The sequence below is a fragment of the Pseudomonas sp. BNK-44-b genome (genome assembly GCF_047456245.1).
Taxonomy (GTDB): domain Bacteria; phylum Pseudomonadota; class Gammaproteobacteria; order Pseudomonadales; family Pseudomonadaceae; genus Aquipseudomonas; species Aquipseudomonas machongensis.
In genome coordinates, this window is record NZ_CP179908.1 from 4,883,221 (window position 1) to 4,900,490 (window position 17,270).

Here is a 17,270-nt window from a genome sequence, read left to right on the forward strand (position 1 = left end):
TGGGAGCGCACTTGCCCGGAACTGTCAGTTTTTTGCGTTCGGGCCGGCAGTGGCCTGCCGCCAGGCAGGCCCTGATTTTCACCAGGACAAAATTTCTGACACCGTGGCCGCTACAATCCCAAACCTTGAACCGCTTCCCCCAATGCGTTATAGCTAAAAAGGTACCCATAACGAAAAGAGGCAAACCACGCCCCCATGCACGAGATCACACGTATCCGTCGGCCGCATGGCCCGCTTGCCAATCTGATCGGCAAGTCTACCGGGCCCTTCCCTGCCGCCGTCTCCAGCCTCGGCTGTTCCCCGCTCTCGACACTCTTCCACACCCTGTCGATCCCGCCCCGCGATGTCCTGCTGGCGCACAAGCGCAAGCGCCCCGTGCCTCCGCCTGCCTGCTGACCCTGAAGTTTCCGCGCTTCCACCGCCCTCGGCCCGTTGCCGTTCGGGGCTGGGGAAGTCTTGCCTTTCTTCCGTGATCACAGGACTTTTTCATGACTACTCGCGTCGCCATCATCGGCGCCGGCCCTTCCGGCCTGGCGCAACTGCGTGCCTTCCAATCCGCCCACGCCAAGGGCGCGGCCATGCCCGAAATCGTCTGCTTCGAAAAGCAGGCCGACTGGGGCGGCATGTGGAACTACACCTGGCGCACCGGCCTGGACCAGCACGGCGAACCGGTACACGGCAGCATGTACCGCTACCTCTGGTCCAACGGCCCGAAGGAATGCCTGGAGTTCGCCGACTACAGCTTCGATGAACATTTCGGCCGCCCGATTTCCTCCTATCCGCCGCGCGAAGTGCTGTGGGACTACATTCAGGGCCGGGTGAAAAAAGCCGACGTACGCCAGTACATCCGCTTCGACACCGTGGTCAAGGACGTACGCTTCGACAGCGCCAGCCGCACCTTCACCCTCACCGCCCACGACTACGCCAATGGCCAGCGCTACGAACAGGTATTCGACTACGTGGTGGTCGCCAGCGGGCATTTCTCCACACCCCAGGTGCCGTCATTCCCAGGCTTCGAGCGCTTCTCCGGACGCATCCTGCACGCCCATGATTTCCGTGATGCACTCGAGTTCGCCGGCAAGGACGTGCTGATCATCGGCAGCAGCTACTCCGCCGAAGACATCGGCTCGCAGTGCTACAAGTACGGCGCGCGCTCGATCACCAGTGCCTACCGCACCCAGCCTATGGGCTACAAGTGGCCCAAGGGCTGGGAAGAGCGGCCGCAGTTGCAGCGGGTCGACGGCGACCGCGCGCACTTTGCCGACGGCTCGAGCAAGCGCGTCGATGCGATCATCCTGTGCACCGGCTACCAGCACCACTTCCCGTTCCTGCCCGACGACCTGACCCTGCGCACCGGCAACCGCCTGTGGCCGCTAGGCCTGTACCAGGGCGTGGTGTGGGAGGCCAACCCGCAGCTGATGTACCTGGGGATGCAGGACCTGTGGTACAGCTTCAACCTGTTCGACGCCCAGGCCTGGTTCGTGCGCGACGTGATACTCGGCCGCATCGCCCTGCCCGACCCGGCCGCCATGCGCGCCGACAGCGAGCACTGGCGCGCCGAGGAAGAGGCCTTGCAAACCACGGCCTCGATGTACGAATTCCAGGGCAGCTACATCGCCCGCCTCATCGAGCAGACCGACTACCCACGCTTCGACATCGACGCGGTGAACCGCATCTTCCTCAAATGGAAGAACGACAAGAAGCACGACATCATGGGCTACCGCGACCGCTCGTACCGCTCGGTGATGACAGGCACCGCCTCGGTGCCGCACCACACCCGCTGGATCAAGGCGCTGGACGATTCGCTGGAAGAGTACCTGCGGGAAACCGCGGAGCCTGGGGATGTGAAGGTGCTGCGACCGGAGCGTTGAGGCTGGAGTCTGGCGTTTACGGGCCCGGCGCTTTAGCGCCGGGTTCGCATCCCTCACTTGGCCGAACGCCCCTTGGGATTACGATTCAGCCGCTCCAGCCTTCTCTTCTCTCGATACCCTGCCAGCAGTACGCGCATTTCCCGATAGCGCTTGCTGTTGAGTACCAGCAATGCCAGCAGCGCGACGACTATGATGCTCAGGAAGATCCCCATGTGCGGCCTGAAACCGTAGGTCGGCAACAGGAAAATCACGGAGCCGATACAAAGGGCGGCGACCATCCATACCCCCCAGTCACGACCTCGTACTACGGCGGCATGCGCCGTGACCAGCGTTACCACCAGCACACCAAGGCTGAGCGGATAGTTGATCTCCCGGCTGCAGTCACGGCAATAGGTACTCCACACCAAAGAGAACGTCCCGGCCATGGCGTACAGCGAGAGAAAATACCCCGCCAGGAACACCATGAAGTAGCGATCGAGAAACTTTTGAAGGTCAGGGTGCCGACTCATTACTCGAACTCCTCATAGAGCCCCAGAGCGATGCTCTTGGTCTTGTCCTGCACCGTCCCGCTGCCGACAAAACCGATGGAAGCGCCAAGCGAATCCTTGATCAGTGTTTGAGTGGCGTGCTTTATCTGCGTGGGCGTGTGACGCTTGATCAGCTCGCCCGTGCTCTGTTGCAGCTTGAGTTGCTTCGCGGTGAGCGAAGGATGCTTGATCGACAGCAACTCGCGGGTGAGAGCGCTACGCTGCTGACGGCTCAATGAACGGGTCAGGTCGAGCCAGTTAGCGCCCGTGGCCGCCTTGCGCACCTGCAGGAAGCGTACAGTCGTGAGGGCCGAGCTACCGACGCCGAGCAGCGATATACCGTCGAGCAACGGTGTGGCCGCCCTGTACCAGGCCTCCTGATCCATCGCATCATTGGCTGACGGGTCGTTGACCTCGTTGATCGTTCTGACAACACCGATAACGCACTGTGCGGTACTGGCGGTTGCTGCTGCGTATCCGGCAGCGGTAAGCGCGAGGCTCACACCGCCGGAGAAGGGGACGGCGATAGTGCCGCTGAACATGACGACCCAACCCAGGATCGCACCAGCGCAGGAGAGCGTGGTGCCTACCGCCTCCTTGACCACGCGCGACTCACGCGGGTTGGTCTGCAACTGGTTCATGAATTGCTGGGGCGCAATGTAGCGAGGCGCCTCGCGCAGGATGATGCGCTTGGGCTTGATACTGCAGATCGGCTGAAACTCGCGCAGCACGATCACGTTGTAGTCGGCATCGATATACACGACACCCGCACCGACGATGCCAGGGTCGGCATCGATCGCCTTGAACAGCTTCTGCTGGTCGATACGCCCCTGCAGGCGCTGCTGCGCCAGAAACTGCGAGGTGTTGGCCAATTCGTTGACCAGAAGGTCTTTCATGAATACGTGTCCTTACTCAGCTACAGGCTGGCCTGTCCACAGCACAAAGCCGCTCCCTACCGAAGCGGCCTTGCGTCGCGAAAGGGGCGCGATGCACCCCTGCAATCCCATCAAACGTTCGGGCAAGGCACCGGTGCCCAGTCACCCATGTCCGGGTTGCGGCACATGCTGTTGACCTGATCCACGCCCGCCTTGGCCACCTGCTGGGCTTCGGCTTTCTTGCCGGTGGCGTTCTGCAGGGTCTTCTCGGTGGCGACTGCTTCGGCCTGCACTTTGGTGTTGGTCTTGCCCGCAGCCTGGCCCTTCTTGGTGCCAGACTTGCTGGTCGCTTTCGGTGGCTGGACCACGGCCACCACTTCCGAACGTTGCACACCCACCTGCTTGAGGTCCTGCTCGTAGGCCTGGGTGTAGTTGTTCAGGTTCTCACCCAGACGACCGTTGACGGTGCCGAGCAGCTGGTTCGACTCGTTCAGGCCTGCAACGATCTCGGCCAGGCGCTTGCGGCCTTCGGTATCGTTGATGCGGTTGGCCTTGCGGTTCTGGATCAGGCTGGCGAATTCGCGCTGGTAGCAGGCCTGGGACGCCTTGGCGTACTGGGTGGTGCGGTCCAGGTCGGCGGCACTCTTGTCGATGTCGGCAGCGTAGGAAGCGATGCGCTGCTTGTCGTCGCTGATCTGCTTCTGGCGCTCGGTGTAGTAGCCCGCCGCACCACCGACCAGGGCACCACCGGCGGCGCCGATGGCAGCGTTGCGACCACGGTTGTCACCGTCCACCAGGGCGCCGGTCAGGGCACCGCCTACCGCGCCGAGCAGTGCGCCGGTGGCGACCGAGCGAGTCATGTCGCCGTCAGTGGAGCGCAGGTGCTGCACCGGCTCGTAGCAGTTGGGGTAGTACTCCACCTTGGTCGTTGCACCGATCTTGGAAACCGGCGAGCCGGCGCAGCCGGTCAGCAGGACGCTGCTGAAACCGGCAGCCAGCAGCAGAGCGGCACGGGCCTTGGAAGCGGTGATCAGGGAGGTGCGATTCAAGCGCATGGTCGGGTTCTCTCTCGGGTTGTGCTGATCCGGCCTGCTTCATGCGGGCCGGGGTCTTTTTTCAGGGTTTCTTCAAGGTCGCGGAGCAGCCGATGCCAGCAGCTCCTTGAGGATCGTCGCCGGGTCGGCCCGCCGGTTCTGGCGGTACTCCCCGACGTGGCGGACGAACAGGGTGGCGCGGGTCTCCAGGCTCTTGCCCAGCACCGGCTTGCGCTCGAGCTCTTGCTTGACCCGCTGGAACTGCGCCTGGATCACCGCGTCGGTGTAGCGCGTGCCGCTGGCCAGGTTGTCGATGTAGATCGCCAGCGCGCCGTCCAGCGCGCTGCGGCCGTTGGCGATGGCGGCGCCATACATGCTGGCGCTGGCCTGGTCGCCCGAGGCCTGGGCCTTGGCCTGGGTGTTCTGCAGGTTGGTCAGGCGGATGTTGTAGTTGTTGATGGTCTCGGCCACGAGGGCCGCCGACTGGATCAGGTTGCCAGCCGCTTCCTCGCGCTGGCGGGCGATCAGCGAAACATTGCGCTTGAGCTCTTCGTTGACCAGACCCAGCTCGGCCTGCAGGCGCGGGTCGCTGGCGCCGGCGATGATGCCGTCCAGGCGCGTGGTCGGGTCGTCGGCGGCATTGATGTCGTCGGTGAGGCCAGCCAGGCGCCCCTCTTTCTGCCACTGCTCGAACAGCTCCTGGTAGCGCGAACGCGGCGCCGACAAGGCACCGATGGCGACCCGGAAACCGGTGGTCTCGTTACGCTGCTCAGTGCCGTCGGCACCGAACAGCGGATACTCGCGGCGCATGCCGGTGAACAGCGTGGTCTCGCCTTCCAGGTAATTGCCACCCTTGACCACGAAGCCGCCGTAGGCGCCCTGACGGCGACCAGCGTGCACCAGCTGGAACGACTCCTGGACCATTTCGGCGGCATTGCCGATCACATCGAACAACCCGAGCGGGTTGGGTTGCTTGGTTCCGATCGGCATCAGTCGCGCAGCCTGTCCGGTGCCACCAGCAACCTGGTTGAACACCGCCCAGTCGGCCAACGGCCCGTCACTGTCGCTGCCTTCGACCTTGCGCGGGAACAGCCGGCCATCGAGCTCCTGGCGGCTGACCGCCGAACCGCCGCGGGCGGCGAACTCCCATTCCACTTCAGTGGGCAAGCGCACGAAACCGGTCCCGCCATCTTCGGCCTTGCTGCCCCGGCCACTGACCGGCAGCAACTCGCGGTGGTGCTTCATCAACCAGGCGCTGTACACCGCAGCGAAGCGCTCAGCCTCGAAGCGCGACAGCTTGACCTTGGGCAGGCGACCGGCGGCCTCGGTGACCGGTTCGCAGGCAGGCTCGGCCTCGCCGCTGGCCAGCGACTGAGCCAGGGCCATGACCTGGGCATACTGGCGCGCAGTCACCTCATACTTGCCGATGAAATACATCATCGGTTTGAGCGGGCTGCCTGCCTCGACCTTGGGCAGGCTGGCGCCGACCTGCTTCTGCCAGGCGGGGGACAGGTCCTGCAGGCTGAACTGGCCATTGATGAAGTCGCGGCGATATCCGGAAATGAACGACTGCTTGTAACCCGCCTCGCCTTCGCTGAAGGGGTAACCCAGGTTGACCTCGCGGTCATCGAGGCTGCCTTGCGCCAGCACGTAGACATGCCGGAAGACAATCTCGCCGCCACAGGGCAGCGGCAAGCTGACGTCGTCGGCCAGGGGCTTGGGGTTGTCCAGCTTGCTGGTGGCGGCGGGGTCGGGCGTGGCGGTGTTGACCGCGGAGGCCTGGGGCTTGTCTTCGCCGTCGGCGGGGGAGCAGGCCACAAGGCCGAGTGTGGTGACGATCAAGGCCGCTACCTTGAGGCGAAGTTCAGACATCACGAATTCCTTGCGAGGCGTCGATCCGCGCCACCCGCCAGCCACCCAGGGCGGCGGCAGCGGTGCTGGCCGCCAGCACGGCGAGCAGCGCGACGAGATAGTGCATGGGCAGCAGATGAGCGGCGTATTCGCCGGGCACCTGCATGAAGAGTCGGTTCAGGCCGTGCTCGGCCAGGGCATACAACAGGGCCGCCAGCCCGGCGGCGAGCAGGCCGCTGTACAGCGCCTGCAACACCACGAACAACAGCAGCGCGGCAGTGCCGAAGCCCAGCAGGCGCAACACCGCCAGCTCGCGCTGCTTGCGCTCGACCGCCGCCACCGCACCTGCGGCAACCGCCGCAACCGCCCCGGCCACGGCCAACGCGGCGATGATCCAGAACACCAGGTCGAGGTTGCGCCCGAGCGACTGCACCTGGGCGATCTGCGCCGCCTGGGTCGAGACCAGCAACTGGCGCTCGGCGAAGAACTGGCGCAGCGGCTCGACGTCCTCGAGCGTGCGGGCATACAGGCGAAACGCCGGGTAGACCCGCGTCGCGTTACCGGCCTGCAGCTCGCCCGCCCACTCCAGCGCCGGTACCGCACGCCCGTCGCGGTAGTCCTCGGCGGCCTCCAGCAAGGCCAACGGTGCAAACAAGGCGTCGCGCTCGAACGCTGCCAGCGGCAGCACGGCACGCACGTGCAACGAGGTCTGGCGCCACTGCACCTCGCCCGCACGCTGGCGATTGAAACTGGCCTGCAGGTGATCGCCAGGACGGGCACCGAGCTTTTCCGCCGCGGTGAAACTCAGCACCACGTCGCGCAGGTCGGTTGCATCGGGGGCCACGGCGCCGTCGAGCAACGGATCACCGGGCGCGGTCGGCAACATCTCGACCGTCACCCCACGCCCTTGTGCAGGCAGCAACAGCTCGGCGGTGGCGGCGATCTGGCGGGTGCGCGGGATGGCGAAGGCGACATCCGGACGCGCCGCGAGCCCGGCGATGAAATCGGCAGTGAAACGTCCCCCACCCAAGGGAATGACCTCACGCACACTCGGGTCGCGCTGCAGACGCTCGGTCAGGCTGCCGATCAGGCCGAACTTCAGGCCGAACAGCACCAGCAGTGGCGCAATCACCGCCACCAGTGCCAGCACCGCGCAGGCCGACAGCCGCGCGTCGGTGCGGTAGTCCTGCCAGGCCAACCCGGCGATCAGCAACGGGCGCATCAGGCAGCCTGCCCCAGGGTCGCGATGACACCGCCTTCGGCATCGCGTCGACAGTGCATGCGCAGCACCCGCAGCCCGGCGTCACGGGCCAGGGTCTCGTCGTGGGTGGCGATGATGCAGGTCACCCGATGCGCCTCGGCCTGGCGCAGCAGCAGCTGCATCACCCGCTCGGCATTGATCGGATCGAGCGCTGCGGTCGGCTCGTCCGCCAGCAACAGCGAAGGCGCATGGGCCAGGGCGCGGGCACAACTGACCCGCTGGCGCTGGCCCAGCGAAAGCGCCGCCGGACGCTTGTCCAACTGGTCGCTCACATCCAGCGCGGCCGCCAGGCGTTCGACGCCACCGTCGTCGGCCAGCCCCAGTAACTGGCGCGGCAGGCGGATGTTGCCGCGTACGTCGAGAAAGCCCAGCAGCCCGCCCGCTTGCAGCACATAGCCCAGGTGTCGGCTGCGCAAGGCGGCCAGCCGGTCTAGACGACGACCACGCCACAGCCCGGCGACATCCTGCACGCTGCCCTCAAGTTCCAGGGTGAAGGCGTCCGCCGCATCCGGCGCCAGCACCAATGCCAGCAGGTCGAGCAGCGTGCTCTTGCCGCAGCCGCTGGGCCCAACCAGCGCCACCCGCTCACCGGCGCCCAGACGCAGATCGCCGATCTCCAGGCGGTAGCGCCCGCGCGTCTTGTGCACCCCTTGCAGGCTGATCATCACGGCAGCGTCGACAGCGGGACACGGTACAGGGCGTCGCCCGGTTCGGCGTTGCCGAAGCGCACCCAGTTGGCCATGTCGTTGTGGAAGGTTTCGTAGAGGCGAATCTTCGAGTCGAGCTCGTCGATGAAGTCCTCCTGCTCGGCGACCGACAGCGACAACCACAGGTCCTGGGTCATGCTCAGCGACTTGCTGCGATACGGCAGGCCTTCGAGGTACTCACCGAGCACGCCGCCCTGGGCAAGGTTGGCGCCCTTGCTCAGCGCGCCGGGGTCGCGACTCATGTAGGCACTGGCGCTGGCGATTTCATTGAAGAAGTCGCCCGGCGAGCTGCGCGTCTTGCGCGCCGCATCGACGATCAGTTTGAGCGACTGCTGCAGGTCGTTGAGCTGCAGCTTGGTCAGCATCACGCACACCTGCAAGGTCGGCAGCGCCGGGTTGGTCAGGTCACGGTCGGCGGTCCAGGCACTCACCAGTTGCGGCGCCTGGCTGGCGCTGCGGCGGCCGAGGAAGTCCATGTGCATGGCATAGCCCACGGCCTGGGTCTTGGCGGCGAGGCTGGAGCCGCTAGCGAGCAGCGGCACGGCCTGCGGCTGCTGGTTGCGGACCTGGTGAACCAGCTCGGCGAAGGTAGAACCGATCTCCTGCACGCGCGCGCCAAAGGCGTTCACATCGCCGCCCGGCACCCCCACGTAGAGGTCGCCGATACGCGGGTTGCTGTCGGCGGTGAGCACGCGGTACTGCTGCTCGGCCGAGCCGTGGTTCTTCACCCCGGCGGGGGTGCGCAGGTGCAGGGCGTAAATCTTGATCTGTTTGCTCAACGCCGCCTGACGCACCTCGGCTTCGTTCATCCGCGTACTGCTCTCGGGATCGCTCTTGCGCAAGGCGCCAGCATCGCTGACCAGCAACACGATGCGCCCGCCGTAGCCGGACCAGTCCATGCCCTCGACCGCCTGCATGACCCCGGCGAAGGCATCCTCGTTGAACGAATGGCTGGACACGGTGGTGGCCTTGACCTGCGACGCGGCCTTGAGAAAGCGCGCAGGGTCGCGGCCTTCATCGAGGGTGACCAGGGTCTTGCTCAGGTAGTCCAGGCCCGGCGTGCGCTTGACGCTGTTTCGAAAGCCCACCAGGCCAAAGCTGACGCTGTCCAGCTCACCGCGTGCCGCCAGTTGCTGCTGCAACTCGCTGACCACCTGGCGCACCCGGTCGATGTAGGGTTGCATCGACACCGAGGTGTCCACCACCAGCACGATACCGGTGCGGAAGCTGTTGTCGCCAGCGCCGGCAACACCTGCGGCCTGCGGCGTGCTGCCGGCCGCACTGCTGCCGGGATCGATCGATGCGATGTTGAGCAGTTGCACCGGCTGGCCGTCGGCGTCGAAGCTCTCGCGGTAATCGAAGATCGGCATCAGGTAGAACTGATCCTGCGGCACCGCGTTGGCCGCAGGCTCCAGCGCCAGCACACGCGGTACCTGTGCTGGGTCGTTCTGTGCCTTGAGCAATTGCGCGCGGGCCTGGGAACTGTCGTCGAGCAACTGCTGCACATCGTCGGGCTGACGCATGAACATCACCGGCGCACGACCAGAGCGTTCGGTGAACTTGAGTACCAGGCTCTGCTTCCAGTCGCTGGTCTGCTCTGCAGGCAGCCAGCCCTCGCGCGCACCATCGCTGGCAGCACCGACCTGGACCCAGGCTTTGCCGTCGATATCCTTGCGCTGATAAACGTAGAGCACCGAGAAGGCCGGCAGGCTGTCACCGGCAGCGCCACCGGGGGTGTCGGCCAGGCGTGCGCCGGGCTTGGTCAGCACGCGCTGGAACAGGGTCTTCTTGCCCGCCATGAGCAGCGGGCGCTGATCGTCCTGCGAGGTGCTGGCGACAGGAGGTGGCGCGCTGGGTGGGGCCGGTGTCTGTGCCACAGGTGTGGCGACGGCGGGTTCGTCGTGACCGGCGAACAACCAGTAGCCACCCGCCGCCAGGCCCAGTGCCGCTGCGATGGCCACCGCGAGCAGCGCCACCGCGGGCTTTTTCTTCGGCGCAACGACAGGCGCCGGGCGGCTTTGCTCTGGCTCACGCTGGACTAGCTCGGGTTGCGCATGTGCCTGGGGAATCTCGATGGACACTGGCGTCAACCCTGCGAGCTCGGGGGCCGGCGGGGGCACGACCAGTGGCCGGATCACCGTGCTCTGGTTGTCGTCGGCCGGCAGGCGATCCAGTGCCGCCAACAAGGCAGCGGCATCGGCGAAGCGTTCGTTGGGGTCCTTGGCCAGCAAGCCGCGCAGGATTTCCTGGTAGCGCCCATGCTCGATGGGCAACTCCGGCAGCGGCTCGGTCAGGTGCGCCAGCGCCGTGGACAGTGCATCGGTGCCGCTGTAGGGCAGCTTGCCGACGAGGATTTCGTAGAGCACCACCCCCAGCGCATACAGGTCGGCGCGCCCGTCGATCTCAAGCCCGCGCGCCTGCTCCGGGCTCATGTAACTGGGCGTCCCCACCGCGAAACCGGCCTGGGTGAACTGGGTGTGATCGTCCAGGGACTTGGCGATGCCGAAGTCCGACAGCACGGCGTTGCCATCGGCACGGAACAGGATGTTGGCCGGTTTCACGTCGCGGTGCACCAGGCCCTGGGCATGGGCATAACCCAGCGCCTGGGCCATCTGGCGCACATAGACCAACCCTTGCTCCGGCGTCAGCCCGGCGGCGATGCGCTCCTTGAGCGTGCCGCTGGGCAGGTACTCCATGGCCATGTAGTACAGCTCGCCGACATTGCCGATATCGTGGATGGTGGCGATGTGCGGATGGGCCAGGCGCGCAAGGGTGCGGCCTTCGCGCAGGAACCGCTCGCAGAAGGTCGGATCGGCCGCCAGGCTCGCGGCCATCACCTTGAGCGCGACCTTGCGCTGCAATGAGCGCTGGGTGGCCAGGTAGACGCTGGCCATGGCGCCTTGGCCAATCTCGCCGTCGATGTCGAATCCGGGGATCTGCATGTCCATGATGTTCTTCAATTGGCCTTCACCACCACGGCGGTGATGTTGTCGGGCGCGCCTCGGGTCAGGCCCAGGTGGACCAGGCTGCGTACTATTTGATAGGGGTCGGCATGGTTGAGCACCTCGCCGATCTCGAGGTCTTCGGCGGTCTTGGTCAGGCCATCGCTGCACAGCAGGTAGGTGTCGCCAGGGCGCACCTGCAAGGCCACGGCCTGCAGTTCCAGATGGTCCTCGACGCCGATGGCACGGGTCACGATGTTGCCGCGCGGATGCACCCGCGCCTCGGCTTCGCTGAGCAGGCCGCTGTCCTGCAGTTCCTGGACGTAGCTGTGATCGTGGGACAGGCGCTCGATGCGCCCGCCGCGCAGGCGGTACAGACGGCTGTCACCGGCCCACAGGCCGATGGCCTGGTCGCCGCGTGCGGCCAGCACCACCACGGTACTGCCCATCATCGCCACGCCACGGCGCGCGGTTTCCTCGCGGACCGTGAGGTTGACCCACGCCAGGCCGTCACGCACTTCGTCGGCGAACCCCGCCAGCGAGTCGAGCTTCGGCAGGCGGCGCAGGCTGTCCACTGCCAGGCTGCTGACATAGTCGCCCGCCGCATGGCCACCCATGCCGTCGGCCACCGCCCACAGGCCCGCCCAGGTCAGGTCCAGGCAAGCGTCCTCGTTGATCTTGCGTACCATGCCGACATGGCTGTAGCTGGCCGCGGTGTACTGCAGGTCGGTCATGCGCGTGCCGCCTCGCTACCCAGAAGAAACCCGGCGAAATCCTCACTGCGCGGCAGGCCCGGATAGCGCATCAGGCCCGGCGCAATCCGCTCCGAGCCCCTGCCCCACCACAGGCTCATGCCTTCGCAGGCGCACTCGGCCAGTGCTCGCTCCCGCCCTTCAGGCGTGGTCGCGGCCAGACGTTGCAACCCACCCACCGCAGGCGCGCTCGCTATCCCCTGTGGCAGCGGGGTGGTGCCGCGATAGGGCCGCACCGCATCCTCGAATGCCTCGAGCTGCGCACCTTCCTCCAGCGTGCCGAGCAAAGCCGCTTCGACCTGCTCGAACCACTCATCCGCCCCCACCACCGCAACCGCCACCGAAACCTGCGGCTCCAGCGCCTGCGCCACGGTCAGCGGAAAATACCGCCCGACGCGATCGATGCTCGGCATCACCACCCCGATCATCGCCTGCGGCCCGCACACGCCCGCGGCCAGGGCAAAGCGCCACAGCGGGCTGACCAGGTACGCCTGCAGCCACTGCTCGCCCAGTTGTCGCTGGCTGGCCTGGATACCTGCGGCCAGCCACTGGTCCCAGGGCTGGATGAAACTCTGTGGCAGGTCGCGGCTAACGAAGTCGCCGCGGCAGGCCATCTTTCCGTAGAAACCGACGTCGTTCACAGGCGCTCCGGCAGGCTGAAACCGCTGACCACTCGGCTGCGGAACGGGTTGAAGGCGCTGCTGGCACGCAGCTCATAGGACACGCTGGCACCGTCGACCCGCAGGCGCAGGCTGAAGCGCTCGGGCGAGGTGCCGGCGATCAGGTCGGACTGGTCGAGCAGGCGGAACCACGCCCACGGGCCTTCCAGCGTGAGCCCCGAGCGGCCACTGGCCGAAGGAGGCGAGATCGACAGGCGCACCACGCCGATGCTGTTCGGGTTCGGCCACTGCAACGACACCGGACGGCTCGGGCCGTGGTCATAGCTGACCTGTTGGCCATCGAGGTCGAGCATGAACTGGGTGATCGACGCATCCATCGCCACCGGTTTGAGCTCGAAACGCACGCCTGGCGTCAGGCCGCTGCTGTTACGGAAGAAGGCATCGCGGATGGTCGCTGCGCGCTGGAAGGTGTTGAGCACACCGGCATTGATCCCCAGCTTCTGCGCCGCCCCTGGCTGCCAGCTCCACGGAGACGTGGAGGTGTTGACGTAAGGCTGCAGGTATTTGCGGAAGTAGTTGTCCATCACCCCGCCAACACCGAAGAACTGGCCGAAGTCTTCCAGGGTCGCATCACGCGGGCTGCCGGCCGTCAGCGGGTAGCGACCGCTGAGGGACTGGCGGTAGACGTTGACCACCTCGCTGGTCCAGGCGGCATTGAGCTGGTTGCGTACGCCACCCATGACGATGGCGTTGGTCGAGCCAACCACCGAGCCGACCAGGTTCTGCACCACTTTCGGCTGCCGCGCGGCGCCAAGCGAAACCCTCTGCGAGGCAGCCTGAGCCTGGTTCTTGGCCTCGCCCAGCAGGGCTTCGCCACTGGCGCCGACCATCGCACTGACCTGTACGTACAGGGCGTTGAGATCGGCGAGCAGACCGTCGATCGAGCTTGGCTGGCCTTCGCCACCTTCGACCAGCTCGGCCAGTTCGGCGAAGTGTGCGGTCACAGGGTCCACCTCACGCGCACCTTGCTCAGTGCCCGGGATCGGCGTGTCGCCGAGCAGACCACCCAGGCGCTGGCGCAGTTGATCGACACCGGCCTGTTCGACCTTGGCCTGGGCCTTGTCGAGGGTGGTGGGCTGCTGCAGGTCGGTTTCCTTGGCCACCGCCTGCAACAGTTTCTTCATCGGCGAGGTAGGGCCGGACAATACCCGCAGCACGTCGGCGGCCTGCCCGACACTGGTGATCGGGACGAAGTCCAGGTCGGCCAACAGCGCGTCCCAGTGGCGGATGTAGTCCTGGTAGTAGAGCTGGCGCACATCGTCGGCCAGGCGCTTGGCATCGCTGGCCTCGCTCAGCTCGCGACCAAGCACCCAGCGCTCTTCGGCGAGGGTTTCGCTGTGGGCGACGCTGGCAGCGAGAAACGCCTTGCGATAACCCTCGACAGTGAAGATCCCCGGCAGCGGCTCGGTCAGCGGCTTGCCACTCTTGCGCTGGAATACCAGCGCGGCATCGCGTCCAGCGGCGTCGCTGATGCGAAAATCACTGACGCCGGCCGGCAGCTTCTGTCGCTTGACCCGGTCATACACACGTTGCGCCACCGGCAACTGCTGCAACTGGCGGCGGGTGTCGTCGATCAGGCGTTGGTCGAGGCGCGCATTCGGCGGGCGCTTGTCGAACAGCGCCGCCAGGTGCTGTTCAAGTGCCTGGCGCTGCTCGGGAGCCAGATCGCGCGGCAAATGGCGCTCCCAGTCGAGACTGATCCAGGCCTTGAGGAAGTCAGCGTCGTAATGCTCGCCGTCCGCCAGCATCAGATAGGCCTTCAGGCCCTCGTACAGATAGTCGGAGGGACCGCCGGCGTACAGTTGCTCCTCGATGCGGGTGACCAGCCGCGGGGCGAAGATCGCGATCAACAGCTTGCGATAGACGCTGGTGGATTCGGTCTCCAGCATGTCGCCCTGGTACAACCCGAGCCCCTCGGCCCAGGCCGGCGGATCGTCTGCCAGACGGCGCACGGCGTTGAGCAGCGGCAGCACTTCGATCACCTCGCGCTGCGCCGGGCTCAGTTCCTGCACGCTTTTGCCCAGTGGTTTGAGGCGGCTGTCGACTTCGGCGATGTACTGCTGGTTGGCGCGGTAGCTCAGGGTCCACAGGGTGCCGACCACCAGCACCAGAGCCACGCTCAGCGCCAGGGCACCTCGGGTGATCCACTTGCGGCGCTGCTCGACCTTGGGGTTGCTGCCCACCAGCCCACGCTCGGCGAAGGCCACGGCGCTGAACAGCTTCTCGATGAAGTAGCTGCGTCCGGTGCCGGTCTGGCGCGCCAGGTGCGCGCGGTCCAGGCCCATGCTCTGCGCCATGCTGCCGATCAGGCGATCGATGGGGCTGCCTTCCTGGGTGCCGCTGGTGAAGTACACACCGCGCAGCAGCGCCCGCGCCTCGAAGGCGTTGGGTTTGAATACGCCGTCGAGGAAGGTCTTGAGATTGCCGCGCAGTGCCGCGAACTGCTGGACGAAGCCATAGATCAGGTCGCGCCGCGCCGGGTCGCGCTCCTGCTGCAGGCGCTCGACCAGACGCTGATTGAGGCGTTGTTCGAGCAGGCCGAACTCCTGGTCGAAGCCGGCCAGTGGGCCGTCGCCCTGCTGCCCGTCATCCAGCGCGAAGGTCATGCCCCACACCTGGGCGCGCTCGTCCTTGCTCAGGTTGTCGAAGTACTCCATGAAGCCCGGCACCAGGTCGAGCTTGGTGAGCATCAGGTAGATCGGGAAACGCACACCGAGCTGGCTGTACAACTCCTGGATTCGGGTGCGGATCGCCGCGGCATGGGCGGCGCGTTCAGCGTCGCTGCCCAGCAGCAGATCGGACAGGCTGATCGCGATGAACGCCCCGTCGATAGGGCGACGCGAGCGCTGGGTCTTGAGCAGGTCGAGAAAGCCCAGCCAGGCGGCCTTGTCCACCTGCGCATGGCTGTCCTGGGTGGTGTAGCGCCCAGCGGTGTCGAGCAGCACCGCCTGGTCGGTGAACCACCAGTCGCAGTTGCGCGTGCCACCGACACCACGGATGGCGCCCTCGCCCAATTGTGCCGCCAGCGGGAAATGCAGCCCCGAGTTGACCAGCGCGGTGGTCTTGCCGGAGCCCGGCGGGCCAATGATCACGTACCACGGCAGCTCGTAGAGGTTGCGGCGCTCGTCACCACCCAGGCGCGCTTTCTTCAGCAGCACCAGGGCCTCGTCCATGCGTTGGCGCAGGGTCGCCAGCTCTTCGGCGGTGGCCAGGCTCGCAGGATCCGGCGCGGTTTCGGCGGCCAGGCTCTCCATCACCTTGGCGGCCTGGCGACGCGCCTGGACGATGCGCCAGGTACGGTAGGCAATCCACACCGCGAACAGCAGGACGATCAGAATCCAGCGCGGCGCGGGCGGCGCCAGCACGTCCAGCAGTGGCCCGACGAACCAGATGATCAGGCTGAGGGCGATCAGCCCCAGCACCGGGATCACCCAGCGAATGACAAAACTGAAAAACGCCTTCACTCGACGCCCTCCGCCAGTACGGTGATTTCGACCCGCCGATTCTTCGCCCGGCCCTGTGCGGTGTCGTTGGAGGCCAGCGGCTCGGTGTCGCTCAGGCCTTGCGCGCTGAAGCGCTGCGGCTGCCCGGTGCGCGCGGCAAGCATTGCCTTGACCTCTTCGGCACGAGCCTGGGACAGCGCCCAGTTGGAGGGGAAGCGGATCGTGGCGATGCGCTGGTTATCGCTGTGGCCAGTGACGCGCACGTTGCCCTTCACCTTGGAAACCGCCTCGGCGATACGCAGCATCAGCGGCTCGAAATCGCCTTTGATACTGGCGCTGGCAGACGCGAACAGCTCGTCGCCACGAATGGTCACAACAGAGCGGTCGACCGCATCTTCCACCGAGACCCGACCGGCCTTGATGTCATCGGCAAGGAAACCTGCCAGGCGCGGGCGCTCGACCGGCTTGGGCTGCACCACCGGGCGGTCCATGGCCTGTACCGGGATCTCACCCAGGGCATGGATGCCGCGAAATACGGGTTCTGCATCGGAGGCCAGCTTCAGGCGCAGACCGAACAGCAACAGCAGCAGCAAGGCCAGGGCCACCGCGAGCCCTACCCAGGGCGGCACGAACTGGGTCAGACGATCGCGGCTGACCGAGACGCCGCGCCAGTGCGGGGATAATTCGCGCTCGATCTCCCCGCGCGCACTGCGCAGGGTCGCAGCGGTACGCTCACGCAGCGCCTCGAGCTGCGCACGCCCCCCGTTCATCACCCGGTAGCGGCCCTCGAAACCGAGGCTGATGCACAGGTACAGCAACTCCAGCAGGTTCAGACGCTCGCGCGGGCTCTGCAGGCAATGCTCGAGCAACTGGAAGACTTTTTCACCACCCCAGGCTTCGTTGTGCACGGTGATCAAGAGGCTCTGCTTGCCCCAGTCGCTGCTGCTGCCCCAGGGGGTGCTGAGCACGGCTTCATCGAGGGCGGTGCACAGGGCATAGCGCGCCAGCAGCACTTCGTTGCGCGGTACACCGCCAGCCTCGGCGCGCTCCTCGAACTGGCGCAGGTAGGCGAGCAGCTGCGCGCGCAGGCTCGCCGGGGCTGGATGGGCGATGGTATTGCGCAGTCGTGTAAGCATTGCCAGCAGCGGACCGGCCGCCTGCTCCAGCGGATTGAGGCCCTTGCCCTGGCCCGGCGCCAGCGGCTCGGCCGGTACGCTCAGCGGCGGTGGTGCGGCCTGGGGTGCCGCCGTCGGCTGCGGGCCTCGTCCGCCCGGGCGAGGCATGAACTGGGTGCGGTCGTTGGCCTGCGGATCGTCGTGCTGCATCG

12 protein-coding genes are annotated in these 17,270 nt (G+C 66.3%); 1 reads left to right on the plus strand and 11 read right to left on the minus strand.

Features of this window, described 5'->3' with window-relative positions; translation table 11 throughout:
* Positions 1 to 488: 488 nt before the first annotated feature.
* Positions 489 to 1,871 carry a flavin-containing monooxygenase gene (locus tag ACMGGG_RS22225; protein ID WP_197890331.1) on the plus strand — a complete coding sequence of 461 codons (1,383 nt, stop codon included), beginning with the start codon at positions 489 to 491 and terminating at the stop codon, positions 1,869 to 1,871.
* Between the two features lie 53 nt (positions 1,872 to 1,924).
* Here ACMGGG_RS22225 and ACMGGG_RS22230 read toward each other — a convergent pair whose 3' ends face one another.
* The 11 genes from ACMGGG_RS22230 to ACMGGG_RS22280 all read right to left on the minus strand — a co-directional run bounded on the left by ACMGGG_RS22230 (position 1,925) and on the right by ACMGGG_RS22280 (position 17,268).
* Positions 1,925 to 2,380: a hypothetical protein gene (locus ACMGGG_RS22230; protein ID WP_414154438.1), complete on the minus strand. Its 456-nt coding sequence runs from the start codon at positions 2,378 to 2,380 to the stop codon at positions 1,925 to 1,927.
* Positions 2,380 to 3,294, minus strand: a complete 915-nt coding sequence (locus ACMGGG_RS22235; protein WP_414154439.1) for an NAD synthetase — start codon at positions 3,292 to 3,294, stop codon at positions 2,380 to 2,382. The genes ACMGGG_RS22230 and ACMGGG_RS22235 overlap by 1 nt, the downstream gene beginning before the upstream one ends.
* A 110-nt stretch (positions 3,295 to 3,404) precedes the next feature.
* The gene (gene tagQ, locus ACMGGG_RS22240; protein WP_414160006.1) at positions 3,405 to 4,328 is read right to left on the minus strand and encodes a type VI secretion system-associated lipoprotein TagQ; all 924 of its coding nucleotides are present in this window, start codon (positions 4,326 to 4,328) and stop codon (positions 3,405 to 3,407) included.
* A 72-nt stretch (positions 4,329 to 4,400) separates the two neighbouring features.
* Positions 4,401 to 6,179 (minus strand): formylglycine-generating enzyme family protein, encoded by a 1,779-nt coding sequence (locus ACMGGG_RS22245; RefSeq protein ID WP_414154441.1) that lies wholly within the window; start codon positions 6,177 to 6,179, stop codon positions 4,401 to 4,403.
* The gene (locus tag ACMGGG_RS22250; RefSeq protein ID WP_414154442.1) at positions 6,172 to 7,380 is read right to left on the minus strand and encodes an FtsX-like permease family protein; all 1,209 of its coding nucleotides are present in this window, start codon (positions 7,378 to 7,380) and stop codon (positions 6,172 to 6,174) included. Before ACMGGG_RS22250 ends, ACMGGG_RS22245 begins: the two co-directional genes overlap by 8 nt.
* A complete protein-coding gene (locus tag ACMGGG_RS22255; RefSeq protein WP_151926141.1) occupies positions 7,380 to 8,084 on the minus strand; it encodes an ABC transporter ATP-binding protein in 705 nt (234 codons plus the stop codon). Before ACMGGG_RS22255 ends, ACMGGG_RS22250 begins: the two co-directional genes overlap by 1 nt.
* Complete coding sequence (locus tag ACMGGG_RS22260; RefSeq protein ID WP_414154443.1) at positions 8,084 to 11,074, minus strand: protein kinase domain-containing protein; 2,991 nt, start codon at positions 11,072 to 11,074, stop codon at positions 8,084 to 8,086. The genes ACMGGG_RS22255 and ACMGGG_RS22260 overlap by 1 nt, the downstream gene beginning before the upstream one ends.
* Positions 11,075 to 11,082: 8 nt before the next feature.
* Positions 11,083 to 11,802 (minus strand): PP2C family protein-serine/threonine phosphatase, encoded by a 720-nt coding sequence (locus tag ACMGGG_RS22265; protein WP_414154444.1) that lies wholly within the window; start codon positions 11,800 to 11,802, stop codon positions 11,083 to 11,085.
* Complete coding sequence (tagF, locus tag ACMGGG_RS22270; protein ID WP_112899385.1) at positions 11,799 to 12,461, minus strand: type VI secretion system-associated protein TagF; 663 nt, start codon at positions 12,459 to 12,461, stop codon at positions 11,799 to 11,801. Before tagF ends, ACMGGG_RS22265 begins: the two co-directional genes overlap by 4 nt.
* Positions 12,458 to 15,964, minus strand: coding sequence for a type VI secretion system membrane subunit TssM (gene tssM, locus ACMGGG_RS22275; protein ID WP_200602775.1), 3,507 nt, complete (start codon positions 15,962 to 15,964; stop codon positions 12,458 to 12,460). The genes tagF and tssM overlap by 4 nt, the downstream gene beginning before the upstream one ends.
* The gene (locus tag ACMGGG_RS22280) at positions 15,961 to 17,268 is read right to left on the minus strand and encodes a DotU family type VI secretion system protein (protein ID WP_063541553.1); all 1,308 of its coding nucleotides are present in this window, start codon (positions 17,266 to 17,268) and stop codon (positions 15,961 to 15,963) included. Before ACMGGG_RS22280 ends, tssM begins: the two co-directional genes overlap by 4 nt.
* Positions 17,269 to 17,270 lie beyond the last annotated feature (2 nt).

Excerpts from the sequence above, each read along its gene's own strand:
- ACMGGG_RS22225 (WP_197890331.1), top strand. The coding sequence starts at position 489 with ATGACTACTCGCGTCGCCATCATCGGCGCCGGCCCTTCCGGCCTGGCG.
- ACMGGG_RS22230 (WP_414154438.1), bottom strand. The coding sequence starts at position 2,380 with ATGAGTCGGCACCCTGACCTTCAAAAGTTTCTCGATCGCTACTTCATG.
- ACMGGG_RS22235 (WP_414154439.1), bottom strand. The coding sequence starts at position 3,294 with ATGAAAGACCTTCTGGTCAACGAATTGGCCAACACCTCGCAGTTTCTG.
- tagQ (WP_414160006.1), bottom strand. The coding sequence starts at position 4,328 with ATGCGCTTGAATCGCACCTCCCTGATCACCGCTTCCAAGGCCCGTGCC.
- ACMGGG_RS22245 (WP_414154441.1), bottom strand. The coding sequence starts at position 6,179 with ATGTCTGAACTTCGCCTCAAGGTAGCGGCCTTGATCGTCACCACACTC.
- ACMGGG_RS22250 (WP_414154442.1), bottom strand. The coding sequence starts at position 7,380 with ATGCGCCCGTTGCTGATCGCCGGGTTGGCCTGGCAGGACTACCGCACC.
- ACMGGG_RS22255 (WP_151926141.1), bottom strand. The coding sequence starts at position 8,084 with ATGATCAGCCTGCAAGGGGTGCACAAGACGCGCGGGCGCTACCGCCTG.
- ACMGGG_RS22260 (WP_414154443.1), bottom strand. The coding sequence starts at position 11,074 with ATGGACATGCAGATCCCCGGATTCGACATCGACGGCGAGATTGGCCAA.
- ACMGGG_RS22265 (WP_414154444.1), bottom strand. The coding sequence starts at position 11,802 with ATGACCGACCTGCAGTACACCGCGGCCAGCTACAGCCATGTCGGCATG.
- ACMGGG_RS22280 (WP_063541553.1), bottom strand. The coding sequence starts at position 17,268 with ATGCAGCACGACGATCCGCAGGCCAACGACCGCACCCAGTTCATGCCT.